15 protein-coding genes are annotated in these 17,015 nt (G+C 69.8%); 9 read left to right on the forward strand and 6 right to left on the reverse strand.

Features of this window, described 5'->3' with window-relative positions:
* Positions 1 to 108: 108 nt before the first annotated feature.
* On the reverse strand, positions 109 to 2,841 hold the full coding sequence (gene aceE / locus ACIBLC_RS23885; RefSeq protein WP_399213191.1) for a pyruvate dehydrogenase (acetyl-transferring), homodimeric type: 2,733 nt from the start codon (positions 2,839 to 2,841) through the stop codon (positions 109 to 111).
* A 460-nt stretch (positions 2,842 to 3,301) separates the two neighbouring features.
* Between aceE and ACIBLC_RS23890 the strand changes: the two genes are divergently transcribed.
* The 6 genes from ACIBLC_RS23890 to ACIBLC_RS23915 all read left to right on the forward strand — a co-directional run bounded on the left by ACIBLC_RS23890 (position 3,302) and on the right by ACIBLC_RS23915 (position 7,866).
* Positions 3,302 to 3,742, forward strand: a complete 441-nt coding sequence (locus tag ACIBLC_RS23890) for a DUF3052 domain-containing protein (protein ID WP_399213192.1) — start codon at positions 3,302 to 3,304, stop codon at positions 3,740 to 3,742.
* A gap of 217 nt (positions 3,743 to 3,959) precedes the next feature.
* Positions 3,960 to 4,418, forward strand: a complete 459-nt coding sequence (locus tag ACIBLC_RS23895; RefSeq protein ID WP_399213422.1) for a peroxiredoxin — start codon at positions 3,960 to 3,962, stop codon at positions 4,416 to 4,418.
* 113 nt (positions 4,419 to 4,531) lie between these two features.
* On the forward strand, positions 4,532 to 5,107 hold the full coding sequence (locus tag ACIBLC_RS23900; protein ID WP_055617911.1) for a TerD family protein: 576 nt from the start codon (positions 4,532 to 4,534) through the stop codon (positions 5,105 to 5,107).
* A gap of 104 nt (positions 5,108 to 5,211) precedes the next feature.
* Positions 5,212 to 5,787, forward strand: a complete 576-nt coding sequence (locus ACIBLC_RS23905; protein ID WP_399213193.1) for a TerD family protein — start codon at positions 5,212 to 5,214, stop codon at positions 5,785 to 5,787.
* Between the two features lie 75 nt (positions 5,788 to 5,862).
* A complete protein-coding gene (locus ACIBLC_RS23910; protein ID WP_399213194.1) occupies positions 5,863 to 7,008 on the forward strand; it encodes a DUF475 domain-containing protein in 1,146 nt (381 codons plus the stop codon).
* A 120-nt stretch (positions 7,009 to 7,128) separates the two neighbouring features.
* Positions 7,129 to 7,866: a Tellurium resistance gene (locus tag ACIBLC_RS23915; RefSeq protein ID WP_399213195.1), complete on the forward strand. Its 738-nt coding sequence runs from the start codon at positions 7,129 to 7,131 to the stop codon at positions 7,864 to 7,866.
* Between the two features lie 78 nt (positions 7,867 to 7,944).
* Here the strand turns inward: ACIBLC_RS23915 and ACIBLC_RS23920 are convergent, their stop codons facing one another.
* Positions 7,945 to 8,805 (reverse strand): TerD family protein, encoded by an 861-nt coding sequence (locus tag ACIBLC_RS23920; RefSeq protein WP_399213196.1) that lies wholly within the window; start codon positions 8,803 to 8,805, stop codon positions 7,945 to 7,947.
* Positions 8,806 to 8,993: 188 nt separating this feature from the next.
* On the opposite strand from ACIBLC_RS23920, the gene ACIBLC_RS23925 reads away from it, so the two are divergent.
* From ACIBLC_RS23925 to ACIBLC_RS23935, 3 genes are read left to right on the forward strand one after another with little or no spacing between them, the layout of a single operon-like run.
* Positions 8,994 to 10,166 (forward strand): HpcH/HpaI aldolase/citrate lyase family protein, encoded by a 1,173-nt coding sequence (locus ACIBLC_RS23925; protein WP_399213197.1) that lies wholly within the window; start codon positions 8,994 to 8,996, stop codon positions 10,164 to 10,166.
* 46 nt (positions 10,167 to 10,212) lie between these two features.
* Positions 10,213 to 12,705, forward strand: coding sequence for a phosphoribosyltransferase (locus ACIBLC_RS23930; RefSeq protein WP_399213198.1), 2,493 nt, complete (start codon positions 10,213 to 10,215; stop codon positions 12,703 to 12,705).
* Positions 12,705 to 13,520 (forward strand): HAD family hydrolase, encoded by an 816-nt coding sequence (locus tag ACIBLC_RS23935; protein WP_399213199.1) that lies wholly within the window; start codon positions 12,705 to 12,707, stop codon positions 13,518 to 13,520. Before ACIBLC_RS23930 ends, ACIBLC_RS23935 begins: the two co-directional genes overlap by 1 nt.
* A 36-nt stretch (positions 13,521 to 13,556) precedes the next feature.
* Here the strand turns inward: ACIBLC_RS23935 and ACIBLC_RS23940 are convergent, their stop codons facing one another.
* From ACIBLC_RS23940 to ACIBLC_RS23955, 4 genes are all read right to left on the reverse strand, one after another.
* A complete protein-coding gene (locus tag ACIBLC_RS23940) occupies positions 13,557 to 13,778 on the reverse strand; it encodes a zinc ribbon domain-containing protein (RefSeq protein ID WP_399213200.1) in 222 nt (73 codons plus the stop codon).
* Between the two features lie 78 nt (positions 13,779 to 13,856).
* The gene (locus ACIBLC_RS23945) at positions 13,857 to 14,438 is read right to left on the reverse strand and encodes a DUF4383 domain-containing protein (RefSeq protein ID WP_399213201.1); all 582 of its coding nucleotides are present in this window, start codon (positions 14,436 to 14,438) and stop codon (positions 13,857 to 13,859) included.
* Positions 14,439 to 14,554: 116 nt separating this feature from the next.
* A complete protein-coding gene (locus tag ACIBLC_RS23950) occupies positions 14,555 to 15,991 on the reverse strand; it encodes a hypothetical protein (RefSeq protein ID WP_399213202.1) in 1,437 nt (478 codons plus the stop codon).
* 74 nt (positions 15,992 to 16,065) lie between these two features.
* Positions 16,066 to 16,875 (reverse strand): DUF4097 family beta strand repeat-containing protein, encoded by an 810-nt coding sequence (locus ACIBLC_RS23955; RefSeq protein WP_399213203.1) that lies wholly within the window; start codon positions 16,873 to 16,875, stop codon positions 16,066 to 16,068.
* Between the last annotated feature and the right edge of the window lie 140 nt (positions 16,876 to 17,015).

Consider the following 17,015-nt stretch of genomic DNA (forward strand, 5'->3'; position numbering starts at 1 on the left):
CCCGCGGTCCGGTGCGGCCGCCTCCCGCCCGCCCTCTTGTTTTTGTGCTTTTGTGGGGGGGGGGGGGGGGGGCCCCCCCCCCCCCCCGCCCCTCCGCAGACGTACGGACTACGCGTCGCCGCCCGCGGCGCCCGGGTCGGCGGCCTGCACGTCGAGCAGCTGATAGCGGTCGATCGCCTGCTTCAGCACCGACCGGTCGACCTTGCCCTCGCGTGCCAGCTCGGTCAGCACCGCGACCACGATCGACTGCGCGTCGATGTGGAAGAAGCGCCGAGCCGCGCCGCGCGTGTCCGCGAATCCGAAGCCGTCCGCGCCGAGCGACTGGTAGGTCCCCGGCACCCACCGGGAGATCTGGTCCGGAACGGAACGCATCCAGTCCGAGACGGCGACGAACGGCCCCTGGGCCCCCGACAGCTTCTGCGTCACGTACGGGACGCGCTGCTCCTCCTCGGGGTGCAGCAGGTTGTGCCGCTCCACCTCGACGGCCTCCCGCCGCAGCTCGTTCCAGGAGGTCGCCGACCAGACGTCCGCCTTCACGTTCCAGTCGGACGCGAGGATCCCCTGCGCCTCGACCGCCCACGGCACCGCGACACCGGACGCCATGATCTGCGCCGGGATGGTGCCCTGGTCGCCGGATTTCAGGCGGTAGATGCCCTTGAGGATGCCGTCCACGTCAACGCTCTCCGGTTCGGCCGGATGCTGGATCGGCTCGTTGTAGACGGTCAGGTAGTAGAAGACGTCCTCGCTGTCGGGGCCGTACATCCGGCGCAGACCGTCCTTGACGATGTGCGCGATCTCGTACCCGTACGCCGGGTCGTACGAGACACAGCCCGGGTTCGTCGAGGCGAGCAGCTGCGAGTGGCCGTCCGCGTGCTGGAGACCCTCACCGGTCAGAGTCGTACGACCGGCGGTCGCGCCCAGGACGAATCCGCGCGCCAACTGGTCGGCCATCTGCCAGAACTGGTCACCGGTGCGCTGGAAACCGAACATCGAGTAGAAGACGTAGACGGGGATCAGCGGCTCGCCGTGGGTGGCGTACGCCGAACCCGCGGCGATGAGCGAGGCCGTACAGCCCGCCTCCGAGATGCCGTCGTGCAGCATCTGGCCCGTCGGCGACTCCTTGTACGCGAGGAGCAGCTCGCGGTCCACGGACTCGTACTGCTGGCCGAGCGGGTTGTAGATCTTGGCGCTCGGGAAGAACGAGTCCATGCCGAAGGTGCGGTACTCGTCGGGCGCGATCAGCACGAACCGCTTGCCGATCTCCTTGTCCCGCATGAGGTCCTTGAGCAGCCGCACGAACGCCATGGTCGTGGCGATCGACTGCTGGCCCGAGCCCTTCCTCACGCTCGCGTACGTCTTGTCCTCGGGGAGCGCGAGGGGCTTCGACCGCACGACACGGGTCGGGACATACCCGCCCAGGCCCTTGCGGCGGTCGTGCATGTACTGGATCTCCTCCGAGTCACGGCCCGGGTGGTAGTACGGCGGCGCGCCGCCCTCCAGCTGCTGGTCGGTGATCGGGATGTGCAGCCGGTCGCGGAAGCCCTTGAGGTCCGCGGTCGTCAGCTTCTTCATCTGGTGCGTCGCGTTGCGGCCCTCGAAGTTCGGGCCCAGCGTCCAGCCCTTGACGGTCTGCGCCAGCACCACCGTCGGCTGGCCCTTGTGCGCCTTGGCCGCCGCGAAGGCCGCGTACACCTTCTTGTGGTCGTGGCCGCCGCGCCCCAGGTGCAGGATCTGGTCGTCGGTCATGCCCTCGACCATCGCGCGCAGCCGGTGGTCGTGCCCGAAGAAGTGCTCGCGGATGTACGAGCCCGTCTCGGTGGCGTACGTCTGGAACTGGCCGTCGGGCGTGGTGTTCAGCTGGTTGACCAGCACGCCGTCGCGGTCCTGGGCGAGCAGCGGGTCCCAGGTGCGGTCCCAGACCAGCTTGATGACGTTCCAGCCGGCACCCCGGAACTGCGACTCCAGCTCCTGGATGATCTTGCCGTTGCCGCGCACCGGGCCGTCGAGGCGCTGGAGGTTGCAGTTGACGACGAAGGTCAGGTTGTCCAGGCCCTCACGCGCCGCGATCGAGAGCTGGCCCAGCGACTCCGGCTCGTCCATCTCGCCGTCGCCGAGGAACGCCCAGACGTGCGACTTGGAGGTGTCGGCGATGGAGCGCGCCTCCATGTAGCGGTTCATCCGCGCCTGGAAGATCGCGCCGAGCGGGCCCAGGCCCATGGAGACGGTCGGGAACTCCCAGAAGTCCGGCATCAGCCGCGGGTGCGGGTACGAGGACAGCCCGTACGGCGCCTTCGACTTCTCCTGCCGGAACGCGTCGAGCTGCTGCTCGCTCAGCCGGTCCAGGAGGAACGCGCGGGCGTAGATGCCCGGCGAGGCGTGCCCCTGGAAGAAGATCTGGTCGCCGCCGTCGCCCTCGTCCTTGCCGCGGAAGAAGTGGTTGAAGCCCACGTCGTACAGCGAGGCGGAGGACGCGAAGGTGGCGATGTGGCCGCCGACCCCGATGCCGGGGCGCTGGGCGCGCGACACCATCACCGCCGCGTTCCAGCGGGTCGCGTTGAGGACCTTGCGCTCGATCTCCTCGTTGCCGGGGAAGAACGGCTCGTCCTTGGTGGCGATCGTGTTGACGTAGTCCGTGCTGCGCATCTCGGGCACGGCCACGCGCTTCTCGCGGGCCCTCTCGATCAGCCGCAGCATCAGATAGCGGGCGCGCTCCCGGCCGCGCTCGTCGACGGCGGCGTCGAGGGAGTCGAGCCACTCCTGAGTCTCCTCAGGGTCGAAGTCCGGGACCTGGCTGGGAAGGCCGCCAATGATGATCGGGTTGCGATCGGATCCGGAAGCCACGCTGTTCCTTCGCTGTCAGAGGGGGCTGTACTTCTCTGTGTTCACACCGTTCCCCATCGTGTACCCGGCGAACGGAATCGTCACCTCTACTGAGAGGTAACCGGGACGTTCTCGCAGTACGTTGGGACGTGCCCGGCCAAAACGCAACGATACGCTCAGTCCGTGACGCGTTCCGCAAAGCCGTTCGGGCCTCGTACGCTCGGAGGGCGCCGAAATCCGCAAACCGGACAGAATGGTGTGGTCTGTGTCACCAAGTACCGCGATTCCATGACTGGAGTTGCGTCGACACCGCCAGGATCGTCACCGTTTCGGCGGTCTCGACGGCCGGGTACTTGCGCGATCCGCCCCGTCCGTGTGGACTACGGCCAATGCTTCGCGTACGCGCGTGGCGAGCAAGACTCCCCAGGCTCCGACAAAGCCGCGGGAGACCCCAACCAGAAACATGATCAGGAGGCAACCCGTGAGCGCGACCGCGGACCACGCGGAGGAGAGGACGAATCCTGCCGCAAGGCTGGGGTTCCAGCCCGAGCAGGTGGTCCAGGAGATCGGCTACGACGACGACGTCGACCAGGAGCTCCGCGAGGCCATTGAGGAAGTCATCGGCAGCGAGCTCGTGGACGAGGAGTACGACGACGTCGCCGATGCCGTGGTGCTGTGGTTCCGCGACGACGACGGCGACCTGACCGACGTACTGGTGGACGCCACCACGTACATCGAAGAGGGCGGCGCCATCCTTCTGCTGACGCCGAAGACGGGCCGTGACGGCTACGTGGAGCCGAGCGACATCGCCGAAGCGGCAACCACCGCGGGTCTGTCTGCGACCAAGAGCGCCAGCGTGGGCAAGGACTGGAGCGGCAGCCGGCTGGCCACCCCGAAGGCGGCCAAGTCCGGCAAGCGGTGACGCTCCGCCTGTCGGGCCGGTAGACCGGCTCCCGGGGCTCCCGTCCCCGGACCCCCGGACACACTCGGCCTGACGGCCTCGTCCTCGAACGCCGGACCCGCTGAGAAGTTCAGCCGGTCCGGCGTTCTGCCATGTCGGCCTCCCCGGAACCGGTGGTGACCGCTGCGTAGGGTGGACTCACCCGAACAGCCCCCTGGAAGGGAAGCGTGTGACGACCATGCCGATCGAGGCCGGCACCAAGGCCCCGGACTTCGAGCTCAAGGACAACCACGGCGCCACGGTGCGGCTGTCCGACTTCCGCGGCGAGAAGAACGTGGTGCTGCTCTTCTACCCGTTCGCCTTCACCGGGGTGTGCACCGGCGAGCTGTGCGCCCTGCGCGACAACCTGCCGCGGTTCGCCGACCGTGACACCGAGCTGCTGGCCGTCTCGAACGACTCCATCCACACCCTGCGCGTCTTCGGCGAGCAGGAGGGCCTGGACTACCCGCTGCTCTCCGACTTCTGGCCGCACGGCAACACTTCGCGAGCGTACGGCGTCTTCGACGAGGACAAGGGCTGCGCGGTGCGCGGCACGTTCGTCATCGACAAGGAGGGCGTCGTCCGCTGGACCGTCGTCAACGCCCTTCCGGACGCGCGCGACCTCAACGAGTACGTCAAGGCTCTCGACACCCTGTGATTGTTCGGTCCCAAGCCCTGCAGGGTGCGGGAACCCCTCACTAGGATCGAGACGTTGATCCGATACCGAACGCAGTCGGGGCATCCCCGCCCCCGGACACCAATGGAGGACTCGTGGGAGTCAGCCTCAGCAAGGGCGGCAACGTATCGCTGTCGAAGGAGGCCCCGGGACTGACCGCGGTCATCATCGGTCTGGGGTGGGACATCCGCACCACCACCGGCACCGACTTCGACCTCGACGCCAGCGCCATCCTGACGAACGCGGAGGGCAAGGTCAGCAGTGACGCCAACTTCGTGTTCTTCAACAACCTGAAGAGCCCGGACGGCTCGGTCGAGCACACCGGGGACAACACGACCGGTGAGGGCGAGGGCGACGACGAGCAGATCAAGGTCAACCTCGCCGGCGTCCCGGCCGACATCGAGAAGATCGTCTTCCCGGTCTCGATCTACGACGCCGAGAACCGCCAGCAGTCCTTCGGCCAGGTCCGCAACGCGTTCATCCGCGTGGTGAACCAGGCCGGCGAGGCGGAGATCGCCCGGTACGACCTGTCCGAGGACGCCTCGACGGAGACCGCCATGGTCTTCGGCGAGCTCTACCGGCACGGCGCGGAGTGGAAGTTCCGCGCCATCGGCCAGGGCTACGCCTCGGGCCTGCGCGGCATCGCGCAGGACTTCGGCGTCAACGTCTGAGCGACAAGGCCCTTCGGCTCACACCCGTCCGGCGCCGCACATCCCACGTGCGGCGCCGGACGCGCTCCGCAACTCAACGTATGACCTCGGGGAGGAAAAGGATCATGGGCGTCACGCTCGCCAAGGGGGGCAATGTCTCCCTCTCGAAGGCCGCACCCAACCTCACGCAGGTGTTGATCGGGCTCGGATGGGACGCACGCTCCACCACCGGAGCCGACTTCGACCTGGACGCCAGCGCTCTGCTGTGCAACTCCGGCCGGGTGCTCGGCGACGAGTACTTCGTTTTCTACAACCAGCTCAAGAGCCCGGAGGGCTCGGTGGAGCACACCGGTGACAACCTCACGGGTGAGGGCGAGGGCGACGACGAGTCGATCCTGATCGACCTCTCCAAGGTTCCGGCCAACGTGGACAAGATCGTCTTCCCGGTCTCGATCCATGACGCCGACAACCGCGGCCAGACCTTCGGCCAGGTCAGCAATGCCTTCATCCGCGTCGTCAACCAGGCCGACGGCCAGGAACTCGCCCGCTACGACCTCTCCGAGGACGCCTCCACGGAGACGGCGATGATCTTCGGCGAGGTTTACCGCTATGGAGCGGAATGGAAGTTCCGAGCGGTGGGGCAGGGGTACGCGTCGGGCTTGCGGGGCATCGCTCTAGACTTCGGAGTCAACGTTTCGTAAAGCCGGGTACGGCGGGGGGAAACCCCCTCCGGACTTCGTCCGGGGGTAGCCCCCCAACACACGATGGGGTAACCAGTGGTCCTGAAAACCTTCGGCTGGTCGTTCGCGGTCACCGCGCTCGGCTTGGTCGCGGCGGTGCTGATCGACGGATGGACGGCGTTCGGGATCGTCCTGATCCTTTCCATTCTCGAGATCTCGCTGTCCTTCGACAACGCGGTGGTCAACGCCGGAATCCTGAAGAAGATGAGCCCGTTCTGGCAGAAGATCTTCCTCACCATCGGTGTTCTGATCGCCGTCTTCGGAATGCGGCTGGTCTTCCCCATCCTGATCGTCGCGATCAGCGCCTCGCTCGGCCCCATCGAGGCGGTCGACCTGGCGCTGAACGACGCTGACCGCTACCAGGAACTGGTGACCGACGCCCACCCGTCGATCGCGGCCTTCGGCGGCATGTTCCTGCTGATGATCTTCCTCGACTTCATTTTCGAGGACCGTGACATCAAGTGGCTCGGCTGGCTCGAGCGCCCGCTGGCCAAGCTCGGCAAGGTCGACATGCTGTCGGTCTGCATCGCGCTGATCGTCCTGCTCGTCTCCGCGCTGTACTTCGCCCCGCAGGCACATCTGCACGCCGGACACGCCGACAAGGCGGAGACGGTACTGCTCTCCGGCGTCGGCGGTCTCATCACGTACCTGATCGTCGGCGGCCTCTCCAGCTTCTTCGAGAACCGCCTCGAAGAGTCGGAGGAGCGCGAACACGAGGCCGAGGAAGAGGCCAGGCGCACCGGCAAGCCGGTCTCCGCGGTGACCCTCGCCGGCAAGGCCGCGTTCTTCATGTTCCTCTACCTCGAGGTCCTGGACGCGTCCTTCTCCTTCGACGGCGTCATCGGCGCCTTCGCCATCACCAACGACATCATCCTGATGGCGCTCGGCCTCGGCATCGGCGCCATGTACGTCCGTTCGCTCACGGTCTACCTGGTCCGCCAGGGCACCCTCGACGACTACGTCTACCTGGAGCACGGCGCGCACTACGCGATCGGCGCCCTCGCGGCGATCCTGCTCATCACCATCCGTTTCGAGATCAACGAGGTCATCACCGGCCTCGTCGGTGTCGTCCTGATCGCCTGGTCCTTCTGGTCCTCCGTGCGCCGCAACAACGCGCTCGCGGCGGCCGAGGGCAAGGGTGAGGGCTCGGACGACAAGACCGAGATCTCGACCGGGGTCTGACGCCGGTCCGGGTTCCGGGGTGTGACCCGGGCTCCGGTGAGGAACGCTCTGAACGGGGCGGCCGTGAGGACGAGTCCTCGCGGCCGCCCCGCGGCATATCGAGTGAAGGTGGGGGCGGGAATGGGTATGTGGCAGGACCTGTGGCGCGGGCGCTCGGCGGACTTCGACTCGGGCAGCGCGGCCAGCAACTCCATCGAGCTGACCAAACGGAACCGCACGGTCTCGCTCACCAAGCAGGGCGCGGCGACCGGCAACCTGCGCATCAACCTGTCCTGGCGGATGCGCACCTCCGACATAGGCGGGCCGCAACGCGGCAGCCTGCTGCGCCACCCCTTCCGCACGTTCAAGCCGGAAGTGGTCCAGGCGCACACCCAGAGCATGGTCAACGTCGACCTCGACCTCGGCGTCATGTACGAGCTCAAGGACGGCTCCAAGGGCGTCGTCCAGCCGCTGGGCGGCTTCTTCGGCGAGATCAACGGCCCGCCGTACGTCAAGCTCAGCGGTGACGACCGCTTCGGCTCGGCGTCCGGCGAGACGATCTACGTCAACCTCGACCACCGCGACGACATCAAGCGGCTCCTGGTCTTCGTCTACATCTACGACCAGACCCCGGCCTTCGACCGTACGCACGCCATCGTCACGCTCTTCCCGAGCAACGGCCCACGCGTGGAGATCAGCCTCGACGAACGCCACCCGCAGGCCCGTTCCTGCGCGGTCGTGATGATCGAGAACGTCAAGGACGAGCTGATCGTGCGCCGCGAGGTGCGGTTCGTCTACGGCTTCCAGGCCGAACTCGACCGGCTGTACGGCTGGGGACTTCAGTGGGGACGGGGGTACAAGTCGAAGGCCGCCCGCTGAGCGCCGCGCCTCCGGGCGCGGCCGTCCGTCAGCCGCCGAGCGCCGCCCTTACAAGGCGGATGTCGGCACAAGGCTCTCTCAGCGTCCGATGAACTGCGGTCCCTGCGGCGGCAGTTTGAAGTCCGGGTCCGGCCGGCTGCCGACCGCCTGCGGGAAGCCGTACGCCGGTGCCGCGGCCGGCGCGGTCTGCGGCCCCGGATATCCGTAGGCGGGCTGACTGGACGGCTGTGGATAGCCGTACGCGGGCTGGGTGGGCGCGGGCGCGCTCTGCGGCCCGGGGTAGCCGTACGCGGGCTGCTGAGGCACCGGGGCGGGCTGCTCGGGCGGCAGTGGCATGGAGGTCTCGGGCGCCGGGGCGGGCGCGGACCAGGCGGGGGAGTCGGGGGCGGCCACCTCCGACTCGTCCACCGAGATCCCGAAGTCACCGGCCAGCCCCTGGAGACCGTTCGAATAGCCCTCGCCGAGCGCCCGGAACTTCCAGCCTCCGCCGCGCCGGTACAGCTCGCCGCAGATCAGGGCCGTCTCCGAGCCGGTCTCCGGCTTGATGTCGAAGTACGCGAGCGGCTCGGCATCCGTGACGGACGCGTCGTACAGCAGGATGCGCAGGCCCCGTACACGGTCGAAGGTGACGTCCTCCGCCGATGCGACCAGCAGAATCTGTCCGACCGCGGGCTCGACACCCGACAGATCCGTCTGGATCGTGTCGGTAAGACCCTCGGTTCCGCGTTTCTTCCCGAGCAGCCTGACCTTGCCCGAGGGGTGGCGTGGCTGGTTGTAGAAGACGAAGTCCTCGTCGGATCGCACACGACCGTCGGGGCCGAGGAGCAGCGCCGAGGCGTCCACGTCCGGGACTCCCTGTCCGGGCGTCCAGCGCAGCACGGCCCGCACCGCTGTGGCGTCCAGCGGGACGTTCGACCCCTTCAGCATCGCGTGCGTCATGCGGTCATCCTGCCCTCTGGGGCCTGGTCACGACAATGCGGGGCAGAAGATCCCCGCACGGAGACGAAGAACAGGTGACACCGCTGAGTTACCAGAACTTCATGCTCGGTGGGAACCCCTGACATGGATCCATACGTACTATTACCGGCCACATTCGATCAGGCCGACTAGCCGCGACGGGGAGTTTCATGCGTCATTTTGGTCATATCGCCCCGGAAGAGCGGCAGCGCCTCTTCTACCGGGAGCCGAGCTTCTTCACCGCCGAATCATCGGCGCGGGTGCTCTCCGCGGCCCTGGGAGCCACCCTCTACAGCCCCGCGACCAGGCCCCAGCTCGCCGACGACATCGTCAAGCAGGCCGGGCGCGGCGTGGTCTCCATGGTGCTGTGCCTGGAGGACTCGATCGACGACGCGGAGGTCGTCGGCGCCGAGGAGAACCTGGTCAGGCAGTTCACCGACCTCGCCGAGCGGCCCGGGACCCCCGAGCTCCCGCTGCTCTTCGTACGGGTCCGTGAGCCCGAGCAGATCCCCGACCTCGTCCGGCGGTTCGGCCCCGCGGTGCGGCTGCTGTCCGGATTCGTACTGCCGAAGTTCACCGAGGAGCGCGGCGTCCCCTTCCTGGAGGCGCTGACGGCGGCCGAGACCGCGAGCGGGCGGCGCCTGTTCGCCATGCCCGTCCTCGAGTCGCCGGACCTGCTCTACGTGGAGAGCCGCAGGGAGACCCTGGAGGGCGTCCACCGCACGGTCACCAAGTACCGCGACCGTGTCCTCGCGCTGCGCCTCGGCGTCACCGACTTCTGCTCGGCGTACGCGCTGCGCAGGGCACCCGACATGACCGCGTACGACGTCCAGATCGTCGCCTCCGTGATCGCCGACGTGGTGAACGTGTTCGGACGGGCCGACGGCACCGGCTTCACGGTGACCGGGCCGGTGTGGGAGTACTTCCGGGTCCAGGAGCGGATGTTCAAGCCGCAGCTGCGCCGCAGCCCCTTCACCCCCGAGGCCGAGGACCTGCGTGACTCGCTGATCGAGCACGACATGGACGGGCTGCTGCGCGAGATCGCCCTCGACCGCGCCAACGGCCTGCTCGGCAAGACCTGCATCCACCCCTCGCACGTCCTGCCCGTGCACGCGCTGTCCGTCGTCAGCCACGAGGAGTACAGCGACGCCGAGGACATCCTCAGGCCCGAGCGCGGCGGCGGGGGTGTGCTGAGGTCGGCTTACACGAACAAGATGAACGAGGTGAAGCCGCACCGCGCCTGGGCCGAGCGCACCCTTCAGCGCGGCGAGGTCTTCGGCGTCGCCAACGAGGACATCGGCTTCGTGGAGCTGCTGGCCGCCGGACTTCCCGACCAGCCCTAGCCACTGCTCCCGAGCAGTGACGTGTACCGGTACCGATAAGGAATTGATGAACAACGTGGTGTGGACGGGGGCCTGGGTCGCCGAGCGGCTCGGCGTCGAACTGGTCGGCGACGAGAAGCTGAGCGACCTGCTGGGGCTCGCGCTGCGGCGCAACCCCAAGCGGGCGCATCTGCTCGTGTCGAACGTGCTCGGCAAGCACGTGCCGCAGTCGCCGTCCGTGGTGTACGGCTACGGGTTCGCGCTCGGCCGGCGCGTGCGGGACCTGCTGGGCGCCGAGGAGTCCCGCGCCGCGGTGGTCCTCGGTTACGCGGAGACCGCCACCGGGCTCGGCCACTGCGTCGCGGACGGGGTGGGCCTCGCGCCCTACCTCCACTCCACCCGCAGGCCCGTTCCCGGCGTCGCCGGCGCGGGCGGCTTCGAAGAGGCCCACTCGCACGCCACCTCGCACCTGCTCCTCCCCGAGGACCCGGACCTCCTCGCCGGCTCCGGCCCGCTGGTCCTCGTCGACGACGAGTTCTCCACCGGCAACACGATCCTCAACACCATCCGCGACCTGCACTCCCGCTACCCGCGCGAGCGGTACGTGGTCGTCGCCCTCGTCGACATGCGGTCGGCCGCCGACACGGGGCGCCTGGACGAGTTCGCCCGGGAGATCGGCGCCCGGGTGGACCTGGTGACGGCGGCCTCGGGGACGGTGCGGCTTCCCGAGGGGGTGCTGGAGAAGGGGCAGGCGCTGGTCGCCGAGCACGAGACGGCGGGGTCCTCGGGGTCTTCGGTGTCCCCGGGGTTCTCTGGGTCCTCGGGGTCCTCTGGGTCCGACGCGCTCGCTCAGCCGCGGCCCGGGAGAGCCGGCCGTGTCGAGCTCGGCTGGCCGCGCGGAGTTCCGGACGGCGGGCGGCACGGGTTCACGCCCGGCCAGCGAATACGTCTCGACGGCGCTCTGCCCGCCCTGGCCGCGCGGATCGCCGACGCACTGCCCGACGAGGCCCGGCGCGTGCTCGTACTCGGCTTCGAGGAGCTGATGTACGCGCCGCTGCGGCTGGCCCGCGAACTGGAACAGGTCGTCGCCGCCGAGGTGCGCTACTCCACGACCACCCGCTCGCCGGTGCTCGCCCTGGACGATCCCGGCTACGCGATACGCAGCCGGCTCGTCTTCCCCGCCCACGACAACCCGGACGACGGCCCCGGCGAGCGCTACGCCTACAACGTCGCCGGTGCCGGCTTCGACGCCGTGGTCGCCGTCGTCGACTCCACCGCCGACACCCCCGAACTGCACGCCGAGGACGGCCTGTTGGCGCAGCTCGCCGCCCACACGCCGAACGTCCTGCTCGCCGTCGTCCCTTCGTACGTCCCCGGGCGCCCGTCCACCGAAAGGCCCTCCATGCTCTCCGAGCCCCTCCGCGGCCCAGCCTTCTCCAGTTACGCCCCGGAGGACGTCGGCTGGCTGCTCCAGGACCTCTCGGACGTGACGCTGGAGGCGCCGACCGAGGAGCGCGAGGAGGCCATCCAGAGCGGCGGCGCCCACTACGCGGAGTCGCTGCCGGTCGAGTACCAGCCGAGCGCCCACTACCAGGAGCTCTTCCACGCCGCCCTCGGCACCTCGGCCGCCCGTATCGCCCAGGCGGTCGGCGCGGTCACCGAACTCGTACTCGCCGAGAGATCGCCGCGCCCCGTCCTGGTGTCGCTGGCCCGCGCCGGTACCCCGGTCGGCGTCCTGATGCGCCGCTGGGCCAAGGACCGCCACGGCCTCGACCTTCCGCACTACGCCGTCTCCATCGTCCGCGGCCGCGGCATCGACGCCAACGCGCTGCGCTGGCTGGCCGCCCACCACGACCCCGCCGACATCGTGTTCGTCGACGGCTGGACCGGCAAGGGCGCGATCACCCGCGAACTCGCCGACGCGATCAGGGAGTTCGAGGAGGCCGAGGGTGTCACCGGCTTCGACCCGGAGATCGCGGTACTCGCCGACCCGGGCTCGTGCGTACGGACGTACGGCACCCGTGAGGACTTCCTGATCCCCTCCGCCTGCCTCAACTCGACGGTCTCCGGCCTGATTTCGCGCACCGTCCTGCGTGCCGACCTGGTCGGCGAACACGACTTCCACGGTGCGAAGTTCTACCGCGAACTCGCCGGCTCCGACGTCTCCGTGGACTTCCTGGACGCCGTCACCGCCCGGTTCCCCGACGTCGCCGACGCGGCGGGCGCCCAGGCCAAGGAGCTCCTCGCCGCCGACCGCACGCCCACCTGGGAGGGCTGGCGGGCGGTCGAGCGCATCAGCGAGGAGTACGGGATCCACGACGTGAACCTCGTCAAGCCGGGCGTCGGCGAGACCACCCGGGTACTGCTGCGCCGTGTCCCCTGGAAGATCCTGGCCCGCGCGGGAGCCGGCGCCGACCTCGACCACGTACGCCTGCTCGCCGAACAGCGTGGCGTGCCCGTCGAGGAGGTCGCCGAACTCCCTTACACCTGCGTGGGGTTGATCCACCCGCAGTACACGCGCGGTGCGACGGGTGCCGACGGCAGGGCGGTGAACGCCTGATGGCCGCCTCGCCCAGGGTGCTCGTCGCCAGCGACCTCGACCGCACGCTGATCTACTCCGCCGCCGCCCTCGCGCTGACCACGCCGGACGAGTCGGCGCCCCGGCTGCTCTGCGTCGAGGTGTACGAGGGCAAGCCGCTCTCGTACATGACGGAGACCGCGGCCGCTCTCCTGACCGAACTCGGCGAGGCCGCCGACTTCGTCCCCACCACGACCCGCACCCGCGCGCAGTACCAGCGGATCAGCCTGCCGGGTCCCGCCGCGAAGTACGCGATCTGCGCCAACGGCGGGCACCTGCTCGTCGACGGGGTGTCCGACCCCGGCTGGCATGAACAGGTGACCGCGCGGCTGGCCGGTGAGTGCGCCCCCCTCGCCGAGGTGCGCGCACACCTGGAGGCCACCGCCGACCCGGCCTGGGTCCGCAAACACCGGGTCGCCGAGGACCTGTTCGCCTATCTCGTCATCGAGCGCGAACTGCTTCCCGAGGACTGGGTCAAGGAACTCGCCGGCTGGGCCGACAGCCGCGGCTGGACCGTGTCCCTCCAGGGCCGCAAGATCTACGCCGTGCCGAAGCCGCTCACCAAGAGCGCGGCGATGCGTGAGGTCGCCCGGCGCACCGGCGCGCACCTCACCCTCGCCGCGGGTGACTCCCTCCTCGACGCCGACCTCCTCCTCGCGGCCGACCACGGCTGGCGGCCGGGACACGGGGAGCTGGCGGAGGAGGGCTGGACCGCACCGACGCTCACCGTGCTCGCTGAGCGGGGGGTTGTCGCGGGGGAGCGGATCCTTGGGGAGTTGCTGGCGAGGGCCCGGTAGGAGTTTCGCGCCATGGTCGTCCCCCGCGCCGGGGGATCAGCCGCAGCAGCCCCCGCCGCAGCAGCCGCCGCCTCCGCCACCGCCGCCAGGGGCCGGGGCCGGCGCTGAGGCCGAACCGCCCACCGCGACCGTGGACAGCAGCTTCACCGTGTCGTCGTGGCCGGCCGGGCAGGCCGCCGGGTCGGAGGACTCCGCCATCGGGCGGCTCTTTTCGAACGTGTCGCCGCAGGTCCGGCAGCGGTACTCATAGCGAGGCATGAGGCACAGGTTAGCGGGCGCCCGGTGCCGCCGACGAGGGCCGGCGGCGCCGGGCCCACAGGGTGGGCGGCGCGGGATTCATTCGCGCGGTTCGGCTCGCTTCGCCCGTTGAAGGGCGAGCGCGTGGGCCTTGGCCCGCAGGCGCTGCTCCTGTTCCTGCCGCTCGGGATGGCGGGACTTCCAGTACGGGTTGTCGTGGGGCAGGGCCGAGCCGACCCTGCCGTACATCCCGAAGAACATCAGCAGGACGCCCACGACAAAGCTGAACAGCACGTTCTGGATGCGGAACGCGAGGAAGTTCGAGCCGGTGTCGAGCAGCGCCAGGTTCACGAAGCCGCTGAGGATGAAGGCGACGCCGAGGACCATGTTCAGGGTGGAGGCGAAGTTACCGCCGATCACCATCCCCGCGAACAGGAGCAGTCCGGCGCAGATCGACAGCACGCTGAGCGCGCCGTTCGTGCTCAGCCCGGCGACCTGGTCCCCGCGGGTGTCGAAGAAGCCGACCTTGTCGATCAGGCCCAGGATGCCGAACGCGAGCAGCACGAGGCCCATCAGGCCCGCGCCGATCCGGTAGAAGGTGCTGAGACGGTGATCGACGGGCAGATGCTCGTCGAAGTCGATGCGCCGCCTGGTTCCCGGGCGGAGTACTTGCGTGGCCATTTCCGCCTCCTCCCGCTGTCCAGCGGAGGCCTACGTACTCCCAGCATCCGCCCGCGACACCCGGACCGCCAATCCCGGATACACCGGACTCGTACGAGCCGCGCCGTCGAGGCCGCTCAGGCCCCGCCGCCCCGCTCCTCGCGGATCTGCGAGACCACCCGCGTCACCGACTGCCGTACCGCCTCGGTCTCGGTCAGGAAGTGCCAGTAGTCGGGGTGGCGGCCCTCCAGCGAGGTGATGGCGCGCTCCAGGCGGGCCACCGCGTCGTCGAGGGGGCGGGCCTGGCGCGGATCGGGGGTGTTGCGGCCCGCCATCGCGAGGCGCTGGGCGTCCCGGATGGCGAAGCGGGTGCGGTCGATCTCCTGCTGCGGGTTCTTCGACACGGCGTTCAGCCGCCGCAGCCGTTCGCCCGCCGCCGAGACCGCCTCGTCGGTGTTGTTGAGCAGCGCCCGCACCGTCGACAACAGGGAGGTCGCGTCGGGCCAGCGCTGCTCGTCGCGCGCGGTCCGCGCCTCCTTCAGCTTCAGCTCGGCCTGCCGTACGCTCTCCGCGGCCTGGTCCGGCACGTGCTGGAGGTCCTGCCAGCACGCGGCCGAGAACCGGCGCCGCAGTTCGCTCAGAACCGGCTCCACCTGCCCGGAACGGGTGGTCAGCGCCTGCGCGCGGGTGCGCAGCGAGACGAGGCGGTGGTCGATCTCCGCGGCCCGCTCGGGCAGCCGGTCCGCCTCCGCCCGTACCGCCTCGGCCTCCCTGGAGACCCGCTCGGCGCGCTCCAGCGTCTCCGGTACGCCGTGGGTGCCCGCCCCCTGGTTCAGCTTGGTCAGCTCGGGGGCGAGGGCGGCCAGCCGGGCGGCGAGATCATCGGCCTTGAGGCCCGCTCCCCGTACGCCGTCCAGCGCGTTCGACGCGGCCAGCAGGGTCTGGCGGGCGCGCTCGACGGACGGGGCGAGCCGGGCGAGCTGGGTCTCGGCCTTGCCGAGCAGCGGGCCGAGGCCCTGCTCGAACCGGTCCAGATCCGCCTTGACCCGGCTCAGCTCGTCCTTGGCGGCGGTGAGCTCGGTGCGGGCCTGCGTGGCGACCGAGGCCTCCAGCTCGTCCCGGTCGAGATCGTGGGCGTCGACGGCGGTGATGTACTGCTGGCTGGCCTCGTCGATGCGCCGGCCCAGCGCCTCGAAGTCGGAGACGGCGCGGCGGCCCGCCGGGGAGGCGTCGACAGCCGTGATGGTCTCTATCGAGATCCGCAGGTCGCGCTGGGCGGTGTCGAGTTCGTAGAAGGCGGCGGCCGCGGCGTCCTTCGCGGCCTGTGCCTCGGCCCGCTGGCCCTCGGAGCGCCCGCCGAACCAGCGCCGGGTGCCGCCGCCCGCGAAGGCCGCGGGCAGCGCGAGGACGACGAGCAGGGGCATGGTCATGAGGGTCAGCGCGTCACGGGCGGCGTGGAAGAGGGCGTACCGAGCACCGGCGGCGCGGCCTTCCCGGGACCCCGGAGGGCGACCACCTTCTGTCTGCGCGCATGGCACAGACGGCGTGTACGGCTGTGAAGGTGTCGCCGTCACATCCCTCTCCCGTGCTGTGATTCGCCCTGCCAGGTGTCATTCTCCCACCCGTTAAGGACGAACACACGGGTCGGTTAGTTCGCGGTTCGCACGGTGATCTTCCCATCGCCGGTGCGGGCGGACACCACATGGGCGCTGGCGTCGTTCCGCGGCACCGACACATCCACCGAGCCGTCTCCCGTCTCGGCCGTCACCTTGTACGTCTCCCGGGGCAGCGCGATCGTGACGGAGCCGTCCTGGGTGCGGGACTCGACGAGGTCCGGTACGGCGTCCAGCTCGAGCCGTACGGAGCCGTCGCCGGTGCGGGCCTGGACGTGCCGCGAGTCGACGCCGGACGCGTGGATGGATCCGTCGGCGGTACGCAGGTCCAGCGGCCCGGCGGAGTCCTTCACCCGTACGGAACCGTCGGCCGTGCGGATGCTCAGCGCCTCCGTGAACCCCTGCGCGCGCACGCTTCCGTCCCCGTCCTTCACGTCGACGGCGACGCCGCGCGGGACCACGATCCGGTGCTTGGCCGAGCAGTCGGCGATCACGCCCGAGCACTTCATCCGCAGCACCAGCCGGTCGCCGTCCATCTTCCAGGTCACCCTGGGGTCCCCGCCGACGGCGACACTGCCCTGGAACCAGCGCGTGACCTCGACCTTCCTCGTGTCGTCCGAGTCCGCCACGACCAGCTCGAGCGCGGAGTCGTCGGAGTCGACGGTGAGTGTGCTGCCGCTCAGGGCGAAGGAGCGGTGCTCGGGGTCCTTGTCGTCCCCGGCGCTGGCCCCGCACCCGACGGCGAGCAGTGCGACGACGCCGACGGCACCGGTCACGGCCACCGCCCGGGTCCGGGTACGTGCGGTGCGACTACGTGCGGTCCGAGTACGACCTGTGCGAGCCATGCGGATCTCCCCCTGCGATACGGCGACGGGTGCCGGGCCCCTCTGGCACCTGCTCTTCCGACGCACTTCGAACCTACGGATCCGCGGACCGCGGGGGCATCCGGGCCGCTCCCGGATCAAGGGTGGGGAAAACCCCCGAA

The sequence above is a fragment of the Streptomyces sp. NPDC050535 genome (assembly GCF_044457665.1).
Classification (GTDB): Bacteria; Actinomycetota; Actinomycetes; order Streptomycetales; family Streptomycetaceae; genus Streptomyces.

Bases quoted from the DNA above. Each gene is read 5' to 3' on its own strand.
- ACIBLC_RS23920 (WP_399213196.1), bottom strand. From the start codon at position 8,805: ATGACGCACGCGATGCTGAAGGGGTCGAACGTCCCGCTGGACGCCACA.
- ACIBLC_RS23955 (WP_399213203.1), bottom strand. From the start codon at position 16,875: ATGGCTCGCACAGGTCGTACTCGGACCGCACGTAGTCGCACCGCACGT.
- ACIBLC_RS23930 (WP_399213198.1), top strand. From the start codon at position 10,213: ATGAACAACGTGGTGTGGACGGGGGCCTGGGTCGCCGAGCGGCTCGGC.
- ACIBLC_RS23915 (WP_399213195.1), top strand. From the start codon at position 7,129: ATGGGTATGTGGCAGGACCTGTGGCGCGGGCGCTCGGCGGACTTCGAC.
- ACIBLC_RS23905 (WP_399213193.1), top strand. From the start codon at position 5,212: ATGGGCGTCACGCTCGCCAAGGGGGGCAATGTCTCCCTCTCGAAGGCC.
- ACIBLC_RS23940 (WP_399213200.1), bottom strand. From the start codon at position 13,778: ATGCCTCGCTATGAGTACCGCTGCCGGACCTGCGGCGACACGTTCGAA.
- ACIBLC_RS23895 (WP_399213422.1), top strand. From the start codon at position 3,960: ATGCCGATCGAGGCCGGCACCAAGGCCCCGGACTTCGAGCTCAAGGAC.
- ACIBLC_RS23925 (WP_399213197.1), top strand. From the start codon at position 8,994: ATGCGTCATTTTGGTCATATCGCCCCGGAAGAGCGGCAGCGCCTCTTC.
- ACIBLC_RS23935 (WP_399213199.1), top strand. From the start codon at position 12,705: ATGGCCGCCTCGCCCAGGGTGCTCGTCGCCAGCGACCTCGACCGCACG.
- ACIBLC_RS23945 (WP_399213201.1), bottom strand. From the start codon at position 14,438: ATGGCCACGCAAGTACTCCGCCCGGGAACCAGGCGGCGCATCGACTTC.